We start from the raw sequence: 13,372 nt of genomic DNA, 5'->3' as shown, positions 1-13,372 counted from the left end.
GGGGCGGCTCGGGGGAAGGCCCGGCGCGGCTCCCCGCACCACCCCCGCCCGGCCTCAGCTCCCCGGCGCGGCCGGACCTCGGGAAGGCACCCCGTGGCCCGGCGCCGGCCGCACCGGGACCGGCGCCACGGCCTGCGGGGGCGCCGCCGCGGGACCCGTCGGGGCCGGCGCCGGCACCGCCGGGGACTGCGGACCGGCCGGCGCCGGGACCGCCGGGGACTGCGGACCGGTCGGCGCCGGGACCGCCGGGGACTGCGGACCGGTCGGGGGCTGCGGGTCCGTCGGGAGGGTCAGGAAGAGGCCCACCGCCAGGCGCTCCGGCCGGTTCCCGAGCGCCCCGCGGTTCGCCTCGTAGAGGGCCCGCCACCCGCCCCGCACCCGCCTCTTGCGCGCGATCCCGTCCAGCGTCTCCCCGACCCGCACCACGTGCGCCCGCCCCGCCAGCCCGTACCGCTTCGCGCACACCGGCCACGCCCCCCACCCCTGGGCGGCGAGCAGTTCCTCGGCCACCAGGATCTGCTGGTCCCGGCTCGCCAGGTCCGCCCGCGCCGCGTGGGCGAGGCCCCCGTACTCCTCCCACGTCGGCTGCCAGAACTGCAGCCCCCCGTAGAAGCCGTTCCCGGTGTTCACCGCCCACCGCCCGCCGCTCTCGCAGTCGGCGACGCAGTCCCACGGCCACTGCCCGCCCGGCCCGCAGTCCCCCGACCGGTGCCCGGCGGCGACGCCCGGCGGACCGGGCGCCGGGGGCGGCGGCACGACGGCGGCACCGGCTCGGACGGCACCACCGGCGCCGGCGGGGCCCACGGCACCGGCCGGCACGGGTACGAGCACCAGCACGGCCACGGCGGCGGCAGCCGACACGGCACGCCGGAGGCGGAGTTCGGGCATCCGGTCACGCTACGCAGCCCCCTCCCCGCGCCCGGCCCGCCACGCGGCGCTCCCCCGCGCCCCACCCGTACGGCCGACCGCCGACCCCTCCCGGAATCGACCACTGACGGCCATCAACTGCGCACAAACAAGCAACAGTTGCCACCAAATGGAAGTGCCGCGCGCCGGGTTCACTCCTTCGGGTGGCCGGTTCGATTCCGTTCCCTCAAACGGCGTGACCCCGGCGACCGCTCCTCCGTTGAGCCCGGCGAGCCGGGAACCCCCCGGCCTCCGCACGAATGAGGAGCCACCCCGTGCCGCGCATGCTCGACGTCAGTCTTGAGGTACGTGCCGAGATCGGTGACGAAGAAGCCGACAGGCTGCTCACCGGCGACGACGCCCCGCGCAGTTACGACTGCACCTCCTGTCGCACCCCCGGCGACCCCGAGACCGACCCCACGAGCACGGTGCTGTTCGTCGGCGAGGAGACCGCGGTGCTGGCCTTCGCCCACGCCGGCTGCATCCCCTCCCAGGTGGTCACGGTCTCCGAGGAGCAGCTCCAGGGCGCCGTCCGCAGCATCACCGGCGACGGCCCCGCCGCCCCGGAGGCCACCGGCTCCGGCGCCGACGCCCAGCAGGCCGTCCCCGGCGGCCAGGCCGTCCTCGGGATCACCAGCGGCCTGGTCCTGATCCGCGGCGAGCTGCACCCGGCCCTGGTCGTCGAGCCGACCGCGCCGATCGCCCGCCCCGGCACCACCGGCCCCGGCGACGACTTCCTGCCGCTCCTCATCGAGCAGGGCTTCATCCCCGTCACCGACACCAACGAGGTCCCCTCCGTACTCCCGGGCTGGTCCGTGCTCCTGGCCGGCGGCCAGCTGCACGCCGTGCTCCAGCCCGGCGCCGAGGGCGGCCCGCAGGTGGCGTGGTGGCAGGCGCACCAGGCCCTGAGCGTCACCGACGGCTGGCGGGCCGCCGTCAACAAGACCCAGCGCGTGCTCATCTACGCCGCCCCGGTCGGCTCCATCGGCCAGCAGCCCCGCGAGGACCTGCTCCGCGACGCCCTGGACAAGGCCGCGAGCAACGGCAAGCTGGTCGCCGCCGCGATGCCGCTCGCCGGAGCTCCGGGCGCCTGACCCGCCCTTTCCCCCCCGTCCCTCCCACCCCGGAACGACCGCCCGCCCCACCCGCTGGGGCCGGGCGGTATGCGCCGGGGGTGCGCGGTCCGTCCCGCGCACCCCCGGCGATCTGCGTTTTCCGTCCCGTCACCCCGCATCCGCAGGGCCCCGGGTTCGTTGGCTGATACGTGCATTCATACGACCCCTCCCGCGCCCCGTCCTATCCGAGCAGCGTCCCCCCGATGCGCCCCGCACGGGACCGGGACGTCCCCCCGGCCGCATCGCACACCCCGATCTACGACACGCTCTGCTCGGAGTACCTGCGCGCCTTCAGGGCGCTGCCGGGCGATCGCAGCGGCGAGGAGAACCTCGGCTTCACCGCGTTCTCGTACGGCTCCTCGTACCCCATGGTCCCGTACGGCGGTTCCTACACCGGCAGCTCGTACGGCAGCGGCTGGAACGGTTCCGCATGGCAGCACAGCGAGCCCTGGCAGCCCTCGTACCCGCCCGCGCCGGCCCCGCAGCCCTCGTACGCCCACGCCGCCGCCTCCGGGTCCGGATACGCCGGCGGGCGGCAGCACCAGACCGGGATGCAGCACATCCCGGCGGCCCTGCCGCCCGCTCCGCGCCGGGGTTACTGACCCCGGCGGCGACCCGCTACTTCTTCTTCTTGTACTGAGCGCCGCGCTTCTCGCGCACCCGCACCGAGATGTGGATCGGGGTGCCCTCGAAGCCGAACTCCTCGCGCAGACGGCGCTCGATGAAGCGCCGGTAGCCGTGCTCCAGGAAGCCGGAGGCGAAGAGGACGAACCGCGGCGGCTTGCTGCCCGCCTGGGTACCGAACAGGATGCGGGGCTGCTTTCCGCCGCGGATCGGGTGCGGGTGCGCCGCGACGACCTCGCCGAGGAAGGCGTTCAGCCGACCGGTGGGGACGCGCGTCTCCCAGCCCGCGAGGGCGGTCTCGATCGCGGGGACCAGCTTCTCCATGTGGCGGCCGGTCAGCGCGGAGACGTTGACCCGGGGCGCCCAGGAGACCTGCTGCATCTCGGTCTCGATCTCGCGTTCGAGGTAGTAGCGGCGCTCCTCGTCGAGCTCGTCCCACTTGTTGTACGCGATCACGATCGCGCGGCCCGCCTCGACGGCCATGGTGATGATGCGCTGGTCCTGGACGCTGATCTGCTCGGTCGTGTCGATCAGGATGACCGCGACCTCCGCCTTCTCGACGGCGGCGGCCGTGCGCAGGGAGGCGTAGTAGTCGGCGCCCTGCTGCAGGTGCACCTTCTTGCGGATGCCCGCGGTGTCCACGAACTTCCAGGTGACGCCGCCGAGCTCGATCAGCTCGTCGACCGGGTCGCGGGTGGTGCCGGCCAGCTCGTTGACGACGACGCGGTCCTCGCGGGCGACCTTGTTCAGGAGCGAGGACTTGCCGACGTTCGGGCGGCCGATCAGGGCGATGCGGCGGGGACCTCCGAGGGCGGCGCCGCCGAAGGTCTGCTCGGGGGCCTCCGGCAGGGCCTCCAGGACGGCGTCGAGCATGTCACCCGTACCGCGGCCGTGGAGGGAGGAGACCGGGTGCGGCTGGCCGAGGCCCAGCGACCACAGGGAGGCCGCGTCGGCCTCGCCGCTCTGGCCGTCGACCTTGTTGGCGCAGAGCACGACGGGCTTGCCGGCCCGGCGCAGCAGCCTGACGACGGCCTCGTCGGTGTCGGTGGCGCCGACCTTGGCGTCGACGACGAAGACGACCGCGTCGGCGGCCTCGATGGCGTACTCGGCCTGGGCGGCGACGGAGGCGTCGATACCGAGGACGTCCTGCTCCCAGCCGCCGGTGTCGACGACCTTGAAGCGGCGCCCGGCCCACTCGGCCTCGTAGGTCACGCGGTCGCGGGTGACGCCCGGCTTGTCCTCCACGACGGCCTCGCGGCGGCCGATGATGCGGTTCACCAGGGTCGACTTGCCCACGTTCGGGCGGCCCACGACGGCGAGGACGGGCAGCGGGCCGTGTCCGGCCTCCTCGATCGCGCCTTCGACATCCTCGATGTCGAAGCCTTCCTCCGCGGCGAGCTCCATGAACTCCGCGTACTCGGCGTCGCCAAGTGCTCCGTGGTCGTGCTGGTCGTTCATGAAGTCCGTTCCTCGTCGTTCGTGGTGATCGGTGGCATCCGCGCAGCGCGGGTCCACTACTAGGTCAAGTCTCGCTCAGCGGCCGGTGAGGCGCTTGGCGTCGGCCAGGTGGGCGGTAAGCCGTCCCTGGATGCGTTCGGTGGCCTGGTCCAGCGCGGTGCGCGTACGCCGGCCGGTGCCGTCCCCGGCGTCGAAGGCGGAGCCGAAGACGACGTCCACCCGGCTCTTCAGCGGCGGCAGGCCCTTGACGAGCCGCCCCCGGGCCTCGGTGCTGCCGAGGACCGCGACGGGCACGATCGGGGCGCCGCTGCGGACCGCGAAGTACGCGAGCCCGGCGCGCAGGGAGGCGAAGTCGCCCTCGCCGCGGGTGCCCTCGGGGAAGATCCCCAGGGCGCCGCCCCGCTCCAGCACCCCGAGCGCGTGGGTGATGGCGGTGCGGTCCGTGCCGGTCCGGTCCACCTTCACCTGCCCGATCCCCTCCAGGAAGGGGCCGAGGGGGCCGATGTAGGCCTCCTTCTTGATCAGGAAGTGCAGGGGCCGGGGCGCGGTGCCCATGACCATGGGGCCGTCTATGTTGTGGGCGTGGTTCACGGCCAGGATGACGGGGCCGGAGGCGGGCACCTTCCAGGCGCCCAGCACGCGCGGCTTCCACAGGCCGTACATGAGCCCGATGCCGATGCGCCTGCCGACCGCCGCACCCTTGAGGGAGGGCGTACCGCTCACCTGGCCCGCCGCTCTGTGCCGCCGGTCGCGCTCCGCCGCTCCTCGACCAGGGTCACGACGCACTCGATGACCTGGTCGAGGGTGAGCTCGGTGGTGTCCACCTCCACGGCGTCGCCGGCCTTGGCCAGCGGGGAGGTCTTGCGGCCGGAGTCGGCCGCGTCGCGCTTGATCAGGGCTTCCCTGGTGGCCGCGAGGTCCGTGGCCTCCTTGCCGCGCAGCTCGCCGCTGCGGCGGGCCGCGCGGGCCTCGGCGGAGGCCGTCAGGAAGATCTTGAGGTCGGCGTCGGGCAGGACGGTGGTGCCGATGTCCCGGCCCTCGACCACGATGCCCTCGGCCTCCCGGGCCGCCTCGGCGGCGATGGAGCGCTGGAGCTCGGTGATCAGGGTGCGCACCTCGGGGACGGCGCTGACGGCGCTGACCTTGGAGGTGACCTCCTGGGTGCGGATCGGGCCGGAGGCGTCCAGGCCGTCGACGGTGATGGTGGGGGCGGCCGGATCCGTACCGGACACGAGGGCGGGCTTGCCCGCCGCGACGGCGATGGCCTGCGGGTCGTCGGTGTCGACGCCGTTGGTGATCATCCACCAGGTGATGGCCCGGTACTGGGCGCCGGTGTCCAGGTAGCGCAGCCCCAGCTTGGCGGCCACGGCCTTGGAGGTGCTGGACTTGCCCGTGCCGGAGGGACCGTCGATGGCGACGATCACGGCGGACTGAGCGGCGGTTTCCACGGTGCGGGCACCTTCCTGGTTGCGCGTACGTGTCCGGGCGCGCCAAGAGCGCCCCTCCCCCAGGTTACCGGCCCCCGGCGCCCCCTGACTCCGCCGCGTCCCCGCCCCGTGCGGGGGCGGGACCGACGGCGGGTGCCGGGGGCGCGGTCCGGCTACTGCTGGCGCAGGGCCCAGCCCCGCTCGCGCAGCTCGGCGGTCAGGCCGGCGACGGCGCGGGGCTCCACCATGAGCTGCACCAGACCGGCCTGCTGGCCCGTGGCGTGCTCGATCCGCACGTCCTCGATGTTGACCCCGGCCCGGCCCGCGTCGGCGAAGATCCGTGCCAGCTCGCCGGGCTGGTCGCTGATGAACACCCCGACCGTCTCGTAGGCCGTGGGGGCGGCGCCGTGCTTGCCGGGGACCCGGACCCGGCCGGCGTTTCCGCGCCGCAGGACGTCCTCGATGCCCTCGGCCCCGCCCCGGCGCTTGGCCTCGTCGGCCGACTGGAGTCCGCGCAGGGCCTCGACGGTCTCCTCCAGGTCGGCGGCGATCCCGGCCAGGACGTCGGCCACCGGGCCCGGGTTCGCCGAGAGGATCTCCACCCACATGCGGGGGTCGGAGGCCGCGATCCGGGTCACGTCGCGGATGCCCTGCCCGCACAGCCGCACGGCGGTCTCGTCCGCCTCCTCCAGGCGCGCGGCGACCATGCTCGACACGAGCTGCGGGGTGTGGGAGACCAGGGCGACCGCCCGGTCGTGCGCGTCGGCGTCCATCACGACGGGGACGGCCCGGCACAGCGCGACCAGTTCCAGTGCCAGGTTCAGCACCTCGTGGTCGGTGTCGCGGGTGGGCGTGAGCACCCAGGGGCGCCCCTCGAAGAGGTCGGCGGTGGCGGCCAGCGGCCCGGAGCGTTCCTTGCCTGCCATGGGGTGGGTGCCGATGTAGGCGGAGGTGTCGGCGCCGAGGGCGGCCAGCTCCCGGCGGGGCCCGCCCTTGACGCTGGCCACGTCCACGTAGGCACGGGCGAGCCCGCGTCCGATCGCGTCGGCCAGGGCCGCGGCGACGTGGGCCGGGGGGACGGCGACGATCGCGAGGTCGACCTGCCCCTCGGGGGCGTCGTCGCTGCCGGCGCCGAGGGCGGCCGCGGTACGGGCCTGCGCCGGGTCGTGGTCGACCAGGTGGACGGCGATGCCACGGGCGGTCAGGGCGAGCGCCGCGGAGGTGCCGATCAGTCCGGTTCCGATGACGACGGCGGTTCTCACGGGGCGCTCCAGGGTGATCGCGTGACGGCGGGTCCTGACTCAGGGTAGCCACCCGGTGCACGGCGAGGGCCCGGCGGCCACCCCCTGGGACGGCGGCCGGGCCCTGGCGGGCCCGCTGGAGGTTCTACACCCTGCCTTTCGCAGAGGAACCGGACCGCACGCAGGCGTCACACCCGGCTTCGAGACACGGACAATGTCACCCGTATCAGCGCATGTCGCCACCTGGCGCACGGCCTTCGGCGCCCCCTGCGGTAGAACCACCGGCATGATCTTCCACATCGTCCCGCTCGCCGACTGGAGCGCCGCGCCCGAGCTCCCCTACGCCCCGCCCTCGCTGGCCGCGGAGGGATTCGTGCACTGTTCGGCGGACCGCCCGACCGCCCTCGCCATCGTGGAGGCCCACTACCGGAACACGCCCGGCACCCTGCTCGCCGTGGAGCTCGACGAGGCGGCCCTGACCGCCGAGGTCCGCCGGGAGTCCGGTTCCGACGGCCGCTATCCCCACGTGTACGGGCCGTTGAACCGGGACGCCGTGGTACGCGTGTGGGAGGTGGTACGCGTCCCGGACCGCCCCGCGGACCTTCGCCCGTGACAGTCGGCGGGGTGAAGCGGAACCGGAGGGTGTGGCGGGCTTCTCCCGGAGCCCGGAACGCACCAGGATGCTGCTCGCCAGCCCGTCCCCCCATCGAGGAGTCCCCATGACCGACACCCATCCGATGAGCGACACCGCGTCCGCCGCCCGCCGCACGGTACTGGCGGCCGGCGCGGCCGCCCTCGCCGGCGGCACGCTCGCCGCCTGCGGCGGTGGCGGCGGCACGGAGAAGCCCGCCCAGGACACCGGCAGCGCGCCGAACGCCGCCCAGTCCCCCGGCGAGGCCTCCGGCTCCGCCACGGGCGAGGTCCTGCTGAAGTCCTCGTCGGAGGTCCCGGTCGGCGGTGGCGTCGTGCTCAAGGAGCAGAAGCTGGTGGTGACCCAGCCGACGGCCGGGTCCTTCCGCTGCTTCTCCGCGGTGTGCACGCACCAGGGCTGCCTCGTGAACAAGCCCGAGAACGGCGTGATGCACTGCCCCTGCCACGGCAGCGAGTTCCAGGCCACGGACGGCGCGGCGGTCAAGGGTCCGGCCACCCGACCGCTCCCGGAGAAGAAGATCACCGTGGCGCCCGACGGCGTAATCTCGCTCGCCTAGCGCGGGCCGTGGCGCCTAACCTCCCCGGATGGACGACCTCACCCTGGTACGGGACCACACGATCTACGCCTGCGTGATGGGCTCCCGCGCCTTCGGGCTGGCGACGGAGGCGAGCGACACCGACCGGCGCGGTGTCTTCCTCGCCCCCACCCCGCTGTTCTGGCGGTTCGAGAAGCCGCCGACGCACGTGGAGGGGCCCCGGGAGGAGGAGTTCTCCTGGGAGCTGGAACGCTTCTGCGAACTGGCCCTGCGCGCCAACCCGAACATCCTGGAGTGCCTGCACTCCCCCCTGGTCGAACGGCTCACCCCGGCCGGCGAGGAACTCCTCTCCCTGCGCGGGGCGTTCCTCTCCCGCCGGGCCCACACCAGCTTCAGCCGCTACGCCGCCTCCCAGCACGGCAAGCTCCTCGCGGACGTCCGTCTGCACGGCGCCCCGCGCTGGAAGCACGCCATGCACCTGCTGCGCCTGCTGACCTCCTGCCGCGACCTGCTGCGCACCGGCCGCCTGACGATCGAGGCGGGCCCGGACCGCGAGAGCCTCCTCGCGGTCAAGCGCGGCGAGCGGAGCTGGGAGGAGGTCGACGCCTGGATGGCCCGCCTCACGGAGGAGACCGACGCCGCCCTCACCACGACCCCGCTCCCCGCGGAACCGGACCTCCCCCGCGTGACGGACTACCTCCACCGCACCCGCCGCGCCTCGGCCGCCTAGCCCCTGCCCGGTCACCCCGCCAGCGGCTCCCGGCACCGGACCACCACGAACGCGTCGGGCGTCGAGCGCGGATCACGCGTCCCAGAGGGTGCCGAAGGACAGGAGTTCGGCGCGGTACTCGATGCGGCCCTCCCAGTCCCGGGGCCAGACGTCCGCGCCGAGGTGGGCGCCCGCGAAGGCGCCGGCCAGGCAGGCGATCGAGTCGGAGTCGCCCGCCGTGCAGGCGGCGCGGCGCAGCGCGAGGAGGGGTTCGTCGGGGAAGAGGAGGAAGCAGTGCAGGGCGGTGGCCAGGGCCTCCTCGGCGATCCAGCCCTCGCCGGTGGCCAGGCAGGGGTCGGTTTCCGGGGAGGGGGTGCGCAGGGCCGCCGCGAGGCGGTCCAGGACGGCGAGGCACTCGTCCCAGCCGCGGGCCGTGAAGGACTCCGGCGAGGCGTCGGAGGCGGTGCGCATCCAGAGGTCGCCGAGCCAGCGCTCGTGGTAGCGGGTGCGGTTCTCCAGGGCGTACGAGCGCAGCCGTCCGACCAGGCCGGTCACCTCGGTGCCCTGCGCGAGGAGGTACACGGCCCGCGCGGTCAGGTCGGAGGCGGCGAGGGCGGTGGGGTGGCCGTGGGTGAGGGCGGACTGGAGCTGGGCGGCGCCCGCCCGTTCCTCCTCCGTCCAGCCGGGGACCAGCCCGACCGGCACCACGCGCATGTTCGCGCCACAGCCCTTGGAGCCGGTCTGGCTGGCGTCGCGCCAGTCCCGCTCCGGGTGGTCGAGGAGGCCGCAGGCCACCATGCAGGTGCGGCCGGGGGCCCGGTTGTTCTCCGGGGAGTGGTACCAGTCGACGAACTCCTCGCGGACCGGCCGGGCGAGCCGCAGCGGACCGACCGGGCCGCGTTCGGCGGCGGTGCGCATGCCCCGTGCCAGCGCCAGGGTCATCTGGGTGTCGTCGGTGACGATGGCGGGGCGGGGCAGGGCCATCTCCCGCCACGGCCCGGTCTTGGCCAGGATGGACGGCACGTCGCTGAACTCGGTCGGGAAGCCGAGGGCGTCGCCGAGGGCGAGGCCGATCAGGGCGCCGGTGGCGGGGCGCTTGCCCGCTATCGGGCGGGACGGCGTCGGGCTGGTCATCGGGCAGGGCCTTCCGTGGGGCGGAGCAGGGGCGGGTGGAGGGCGGTCGCCGGTCCCGCCCGGTACAGCGCGGCGGGTTTGCCGCGGCCGCCGGTCAGGCGGGCGGCTCCGGGGACGGCCTCGACGAAGCCGGGTGTGGCGAGGACCTTGCGGCGGAAGTTGGGGCGGTCCAGGGCGGTGCCCCAGACGGTCTCGTACACGGCCCGGAGCTCCCCGAGGGTGAACTCGGGCGGGCAGAAGGCGGTGGCCAGGCAGGTGTACTCCAGCTTGGAGCCCACCCGCTCCCGCGCGTCCGCCAGGATCCGCGCGTGGTCGAAGGCCGGCTCGGTCACCTCCCCGACGGGGATCCAGCTCGCCCGGTCGGCGTCCCCGCCGCCCTCCGCGGCCGGTTCGGGCATGTCGGGGACCAGCGCGGTGAAGGCCACCGAAACGACCCGCATGCGGGGGTCCCGGTCGGGTTCGCTGTAGGTGCGCAGCTGTTCCAGGTGGAGGGAGGCGACCAGGGAGGGGTCCAGGCCCGTCTCCTCGGCGAGTTCGCGGCGGGCCGCGGTCTCGGCGGACTCGCGCGGCAGGACGAAGCCGCCGGGCAGGGCCCAGGCGCCCGCGTACGGTTCCTGCCCGCGCCGGATCAGCAGGACGTGCAGGACGCCGCCGCGCACGGTGAGGACGGCGAGGTCGACGGTCACCGCGAACGGCTCGAAGGCGTACGGGTCGTAGGGCGCGGGCCCGTCCGGCCCCGGCTCCCCGGTGCCGTGCGCACCCCCGGCACCCGCACCCGCGGCGCCCGGATCACCGGCACCGCCGCTCCCCCGGCCCGCCGCGCCCGCGCTCATCGCCGCTCCGGGAGGGGGGCCGCGAACTGCCAGCCTTCCTCCAGCAGGGCGTCGACCGCCGCCACGGCCGTCTCCAGCCGGGTGCGCCGGTCCCCGCTCACGACCAGGAAACGCCTTCCGGTGCGCGCGAGTTCCCGCCGGAACCGGCCGGTCATCCACGGTCTCAGCTGCGGTCCGTCGCGCAGCCCGTCGTCCTCGAAGGGCACCCCGGCGTCGTCGGTCAGCAGGTACAGGTCACGCCGGGTCAGCTCGGCGATCTTCTCGACCTCCCGGCTGCGGCCGCCCGTGTACCGCTCGTGCCAGATGCCGGTCGCGAAGGAGTCGGTGTCGCAGAACAGCACGGGCGAGCCCAGCCGGGCCGCCGCCTCCTCCGCCGCGTCCTGGCGGCGGGCGATCACCGGGAACTCCTGCGAGGTGAAGGCCACGTCCGTCCAGGAGGCGGCCGGGTCCGCCGCCCGGGCGGCCGCGAGCTTCTCCTCGCTGTACTCGCGCCCGTACTCGGCGACCCATCCGGTCTTCGCCCACACCCCGCCGCGCCGCCGGTAGTGCGCGGCCAGTTCCCGGGAGAGGGTCGTCGTCCCGGTGGACTCGGCGCCGAGGACCACGACCCGCCGGGTCAGGGCGGCCCGTACGGCCGGCCCCAGGAACTCCCAGCAGGCGGCCGGGTCCGCGCGCACGGCCGTCCCCGACACCGGGAACAGGGTGCGCGCCGGGTCCACGCAGACCTCCTCGGCACCGAACCGCCGCGCGAGCTCGGTCCCGTAGGCCTCGGAGGTGAAGACGGCGTCCACGCGCCGGCCCACGGCCCTGCGGAAGATCGCCATGTGCGCCTCCCAGACCGCCGGGTCGTGCAGGTCCACGGGGACGTCGTCCACCGCGCCGACCACCTCGGCGCCGGGGTGCGCCTCGCGCATCCAGGCCACCCGGTCGGCGAGCGGCACCGACTCCACCGAGGCGGCGCACACCAGCACGGTGAGCCGCTCGCACTGGTCCTGGGCGGTGCGCACCAGGTGGTGGTGTCCGGCGTGCGGCGGGTAGAACTTGCCCAGCACCAGCCCGTGCCGGTAGCGCTTGCCGCCGCTCACGCCGTCACCCCCACTGCCGTACGGGCGCCGGTCGCCGGGAGGGTGCGCCGCCAGCCGACCAGGCCGGCCACGCACAGGGCGAGGAAGCCGACGTACAGGACCGAGGTCAGGTACAGGCCCTTGTAGGCGTAGAGCGGGATGTAGACGAGGTCGGCGGCGATCCACAGCCACCAGGACTCCAGGAGCTTGCGGCACTGCCCGTAGGTGGCCATGAGCGAGAGCCCGGTGGTGAGGGCGTCGGAGAAGGGGACGGTGGAGTCGCTGACCCCGCCCAGCAGCAGGGTCAGCCCGGCGACCCCCACCGCCCCCGCCGCGAGCAGCCAGGCCCATTCGGTGGCCGTGGTGCGGCGCACCGGCAGGGCTCCGGTGGTTCCTGGTCCACCCCCGTGGGTCCAGGACCACCAGCCGTACGCGGCGAGGGCGATGAAGACGATCTGCAGCCCGGCGTCGGCGTAGAGGCCGGACTGCACGAAGAGCACGATGAAGAAGACGTTGTTGGCGATGCCCACCGGCCAGTTGGCGATGTGCTGCCGGGCCACCAGGACGACGCACACGGCTCCGGTGACGAAGCCGAGCACCTCGGTCCAGCTGGTACTCCACCCCATGGCTGCTGCCCCACTTCCTTTAATAGTCACTCTGACTATAAACAGGTTCGGGGGTCCCGGACAAGACGGAAGCCCGCGGCGCCTTGGGGCGCCGCGGGCTTCCGGAGTACTGCGGGGTCCTACAGACCGACCTCGCGCATCAGCATGCCGACCTCGGTGTTGGTCAGGCGGCGCAGCCAGCCCGACTTCTGGTCGCCCAGCTCGATCGGGCCGAACGAGGTGCGCACGAGCTTGTCCACCGGGAAGCCGGCCTCGGCCAGCATGCGGCGGACGATGTGCTTGCGGCCCTCGTGGAGGGTCACCTCGACCAGGTAGTTCTTGCCGACCTGGTCGACGACGCGGAAGTGGTCGGCGCGGGCGTAGCCGTCCTCCAGCTCGATGCCGTCCTTGAGGCGCTTGCCGATGTCGCGCGGCAGCGAGCCGGTGATCGCGGCGACGTAGGTCTTCTTGACGCCGTACTTCGGGTGCGTGAGGCGGTGGGCCAGCTCACCGTGGTTGGTGAGCAGGATGATGCCCTCGGTCTCGGTGTCGAGCCGGCCGACGTGGAACAGGCGCGTCTCGCGGTTGGTGACGTAGTCGCCGAGGCACTGACGGCCGTCCGGGTCCTCCATCGTGGAGACGACGCCCGCGGGCTTGTTCAGCGCGAAGAACAGGTACGACTGGGTGGCGACGGTCAGGCCGTCCACCTTGATCTCGTCCGACGGCTGGACGCGCTTGCCCTGCTCCAGCACGATCTCGCCGTTGACCTCGACGCGGGCCTGCTCGATGAGCTCCTCGCACGCGCGGCGCGAACCCATGCCGGCCCGGGCGAGCACCTTCTGCAGGCGCTCACCCTCCTCCTCGGCGCCCGGGAAGGTCTTCGGGGTCTTGATCACGGGCTTGTCGGCGTACCGGTCGCGCACGCGCTCCTCGATCCGCGCGTCCAGCTCACGGGGACGGGACTGGCCGCTGCGGCTGCCGGGGCCGCTGCGCGGGCCGCCGGCCCCGCCGATGCCGGGGGTCCTGGAGGTCTTGGGGCCGCCCTTGGCACCGCCGCGCGCCGCCGCGC

15 protein-coding genes are annotated in these 13,372 nt (G+C 74.4%); 5 read left to right on the top strand and 10 right to left on the bottom strand.

Annotated elements, in window-relative coordinates; all coding sequences use genetic code 11:
* Positions 1-54: 54 nt before the first annotated feature.
* Entirely contained in the window at positions 55-888 is an 834-nt protein-coding gene (locus AB4039_RS17730; RefSeq protein ID WP_442271156.1) for a transglycosylase family protein, read from the bottom strand.
* Positions 889-1,190: 302 nt separating this feature from the next.
* Between AB4039_RS17730 and AB4039_RS17725 the strand changes: the two genes are divergently transcribed.
* Together AB4039_RS17725 and AB4039_RS17720 are read left to right on the top strand one after the other, a co-directional pair.
* Positions 1,191-2,000 (top strand): hypothetical protein, encoded by an 810-nt coding sequence (locus tag AB4039_RS17725; protein ID WP_266841531.1) that lies wholly within the window; start codon positions 1,191-1,193, stop codon positions 1,998-2,000.
* A gap of 224 nt (positions 2,001-2,224) precedes the next feature.
* Complete coding sequence (locus tag AB4039_RS17720) at positions 2,225-2,623, top strand: hypothetical protein (RefSeq protein WP_266838280.1); 399 nt, start codon at positions 2,225-2,227, stop codon at positions 2,621-2,623.
* Between the two features lie 16 nt (positions 2,624-2,639).
* On the opposite strand, the gene der is transcribed toward AB4039_RS17720, so the two are convergent.
* The 4 genes from der to AB4039_RS17700 all read right to left on the bottom strand — a co-directional run bounded on the left by der (position 2,640) and on the right by AB4039_RS17700 (position 6,792).
* Positions 2,640-4,103 carry a ribosome biogenesis GTPase Der gene (der, locus tag AB4039_RS17715; protein WP_266838281.1) on the bottom strand — a complete coding sequence of 488 codons (1,464 nt, stop codon included), beginning with the start codon at positions 4,101-4,103 and terminating at the stop codon, positions 2,640-2,642.
* Between the two features lie 75 nt (positions 4,104-4,178).
* Entirely contained in the window at positions 4,179-4,766 is a 588-nt protein-coding gene (locus AB4039_RS17710) for a lysophospholipid acyltransferase family protein (RefSeq protein WP_266841533.1), read from the bottom strand.
* Between the two features lie 56 nt (positions 4,767-4,822).
* Complete coding sequence (cmk, locus tag AB4039_RS17705; RefSeq protein ID WP_266838282.1) at positions 4,823-5,551, bottom strand: (d)CMP kinase; 729 nt, start codon at positions 5,549-5,551, stop codon at positions 4,823-4,825.
* A 152-nt stretch (positions 5,552-5,703) separates the two neighbouring features.
* Positions 5,704-6,792, bottom strand: a complete 1,089-nt coding sequence (locus AB4039_RS17700; RefSeq protein ID WP_266838283.1) for a prephenate dehydrogenase — start codon at positions 6,790-6,792, stop codon at positions 5,704-5,706.
* 265 nt (positions 6,793-7,057) lie between these two features.
* Between AB4039_RS17700 and AB4039_RS17695 the strand changes: the two genes are divergently transcribed.
* The 3 genes from AB4039_RS17695 to AB4039_RS17685 all read left to right on the top strand — a co-directional run bounded on the left by AB4039_RS17695 (position 7,058) and on the right by AB4039_RS17685 (position 8,688).
* Complete coding sequence (locus tag AB4039_RS17695) at positions 7,058-7,384, top strand: DUF952 domain-containing protein (RefSeq protein WP_266838284.1); 327 nt, start codon at positions 7,058-7,060, stop codon at positions 7,382-7,384.
* A gap of 106 nt (positions 7,385-7,490) precedes the next feature.
* Complete coding sequence (locus AB4039_RS17690) at positions 7,491-7,979, top strand: Rieske (2Fe-2S) protein (RefSeq protein WP_442271155.1); 489 nt, start codon at positions 7,491-7,493, stop codon at positions 7,977-7,979.
* A 28-nt stretch (positions 7,980-8,007) separates the two neighbouring features.
* Positions 8,008-8,688 carry a nucleotidyltransferase domain-containing protein gene (locus AB4039_RS17685; protein WP_442271154.1) on the top strand — a complete coding sequence of 227 codons (681 nt, stop codon included), beginning with the start codon at positions 8,008-8,010 and terminating at the stop codon, positions 8,686-8,688.
* A gap of 72 nt (positions 8,689-8,760) precedes the next feature.
* Here AB4039_RS17685 and AB4039_RS17680 read toward each other — a convergent pair whose 3' ends face one another.
* From AB4039_RS17680 to AB4039_RS17660, 5 genes are all read right to left on the bottom strand, one after another.
* Positions 8,761-9,801 (bottom strand): ADP-ribosylglycohydrolase family protein, encoded by a 1,041-nt coding sequence (locus AB4039_RS17680; protein ID WP_442271153.1) that lies wholly within the window; start codon positions 9,799-9,801, stop codon positions 8,761-8,763.
* Positions 9,798-10,634 (bottom strand): NUDIX domain-containing protein, encoded by an 837-nt coding sequence (locus AB4039_RS17675; RefSeq protein WP_266838288.1) that lies wholly within the window; start codon positions 10,632-10,634, stop codon positions 9,798-9,800. The genes AB4039_RS17680 and AB4039_RS17675 overlap by 4 nt, the downstream gene beginning before the upstream one ends.
* Positions 10,631-11,719: an AAA family ATPase gene (locus tag AB4039_RS17670; protein WP_266838289.1), complete on the bottom strand. Its 1,089-nt coding sequence runs from the start codon at positions 11,717-11,719 to the stop codon at positions 10,631-10,633. Before AB4039_RS17670 ends, AB4039_RS17675 begins: the two co-directional genes overlap by 4 nt.
* Positions 11,716-12,324 (bottom strand): nicotinamide riboside transporter PnuC, encoded by a 609-nt coding sequence (gene pnuC, locus AB4039_RS17665; RefSeq protein ID WP_266838290.1) that lies wholly within the window; start codon positions 12,322-12,324, stop codon positions 11,716-11,718. The genes AB4039_RS17670 and pnuC overlap by 4 nt, the downstream gene beginning before the upstream one ends.
* 119 nt (positions 12,325-12,443) lie before the next feature.
* A partial coding sequence (locus tag AB4039_RS17660) for a pseudouridine synthase (protein WP_442271152.1) occupies positions 12,444-13,372 on the bottom strand: 929 nt, incomplete at its 5' end.

This window comes from Streptomyces sp. M-16 (genome assembly GCF_052114405.1).
GTDB lineage: Bacteria > Actinomycetota > Actinomycetes > Streptomycetales > Streptomycetaceae > Streptomyces.
Note: the sequence above shows the minus strand (reverse complement) of the source record. Positions and strands in the feature narration are given on the sequence as shown.

Bases quoted from the DNA above. Each gene is read 5' to 3' on its own strand.
- AB4039_RS17730 (WP_442271156.1), bottom strand. From the start codon at position 888: ATGCCCGAACTCCGCCTCCGGCGTGCCGTGTCGGCTGCCGCCGCCGTG.
- AB4039_RS17725 (WP_266841531.1), top strand. From the start codon at position 1,191: ATGCTCGACGTCAGTCTTGAGGTACGTGCCGAGATCGGTGACGAAGAA.
- AB4039_RS17720 (WP_266838280.1), top strand. From the start codon at position 2,225: ATGCGCCCCGCACGGGACCGGGACGTCCCCCCGGCCGCATCGCACACC.
- der (WP_266838281.1), bottom strand. From the start codon at position 4,103: ATGAACGACCAGCACGACCACGGAGCACTTGGCGACGCCGAGTACGCG.
- AB4039_RS17710 (WP_266841533.1), bottom strand. From the start codon at position 4,766: ATGTACGGCCTGTGGAAGCCGCGCGTGCTGGGCGCCTGGAAGGTGCCC.
- AB4039_RS17695 (WP_266838284.1), top strand. From the start codon at position 7,058: ATGATCTTCCACATCGTCCCGCTCGCCGACTGGAGCGCCGCGCCCGAG.
- AB4039_RS17690 (WP_442271155.1), top strand. From the start codon at position 7,491: ATGACCGACACCCATCCGATGAGCGACACCGCGTCCGCCGCCCGCCGC.
- AB4039_RS17685 (WP_442271154.1), top strand. From the start codon at position 8,008: ATGGACGACCTCACCCTGGTACGGGACCACACGATCTACGCCTGCGTG.
- AB4039_RS17680 (WP_442271153.1), bottom strand. From the start codon at position 9,801: ATGACCAGCCCGACGCCGTCCCGCCCGATAGCGGGCAAGCGCCCCGCC.
- AB4039_RS17675 (WP_266838288.1), bottom strand. From the start codon at position 10,634: ATGAGCGCGGGCGCGGCGGGCCGGGGGAGCGGCGGTGCCGGTGATCCG.
- pnuC (WP_266838290.1), bottom strand. From the start codon at position 12,324: ATGGGGTGGAGTACCAGCTGGACCGAGGTGCTCGGCTTCGTCACCGGA.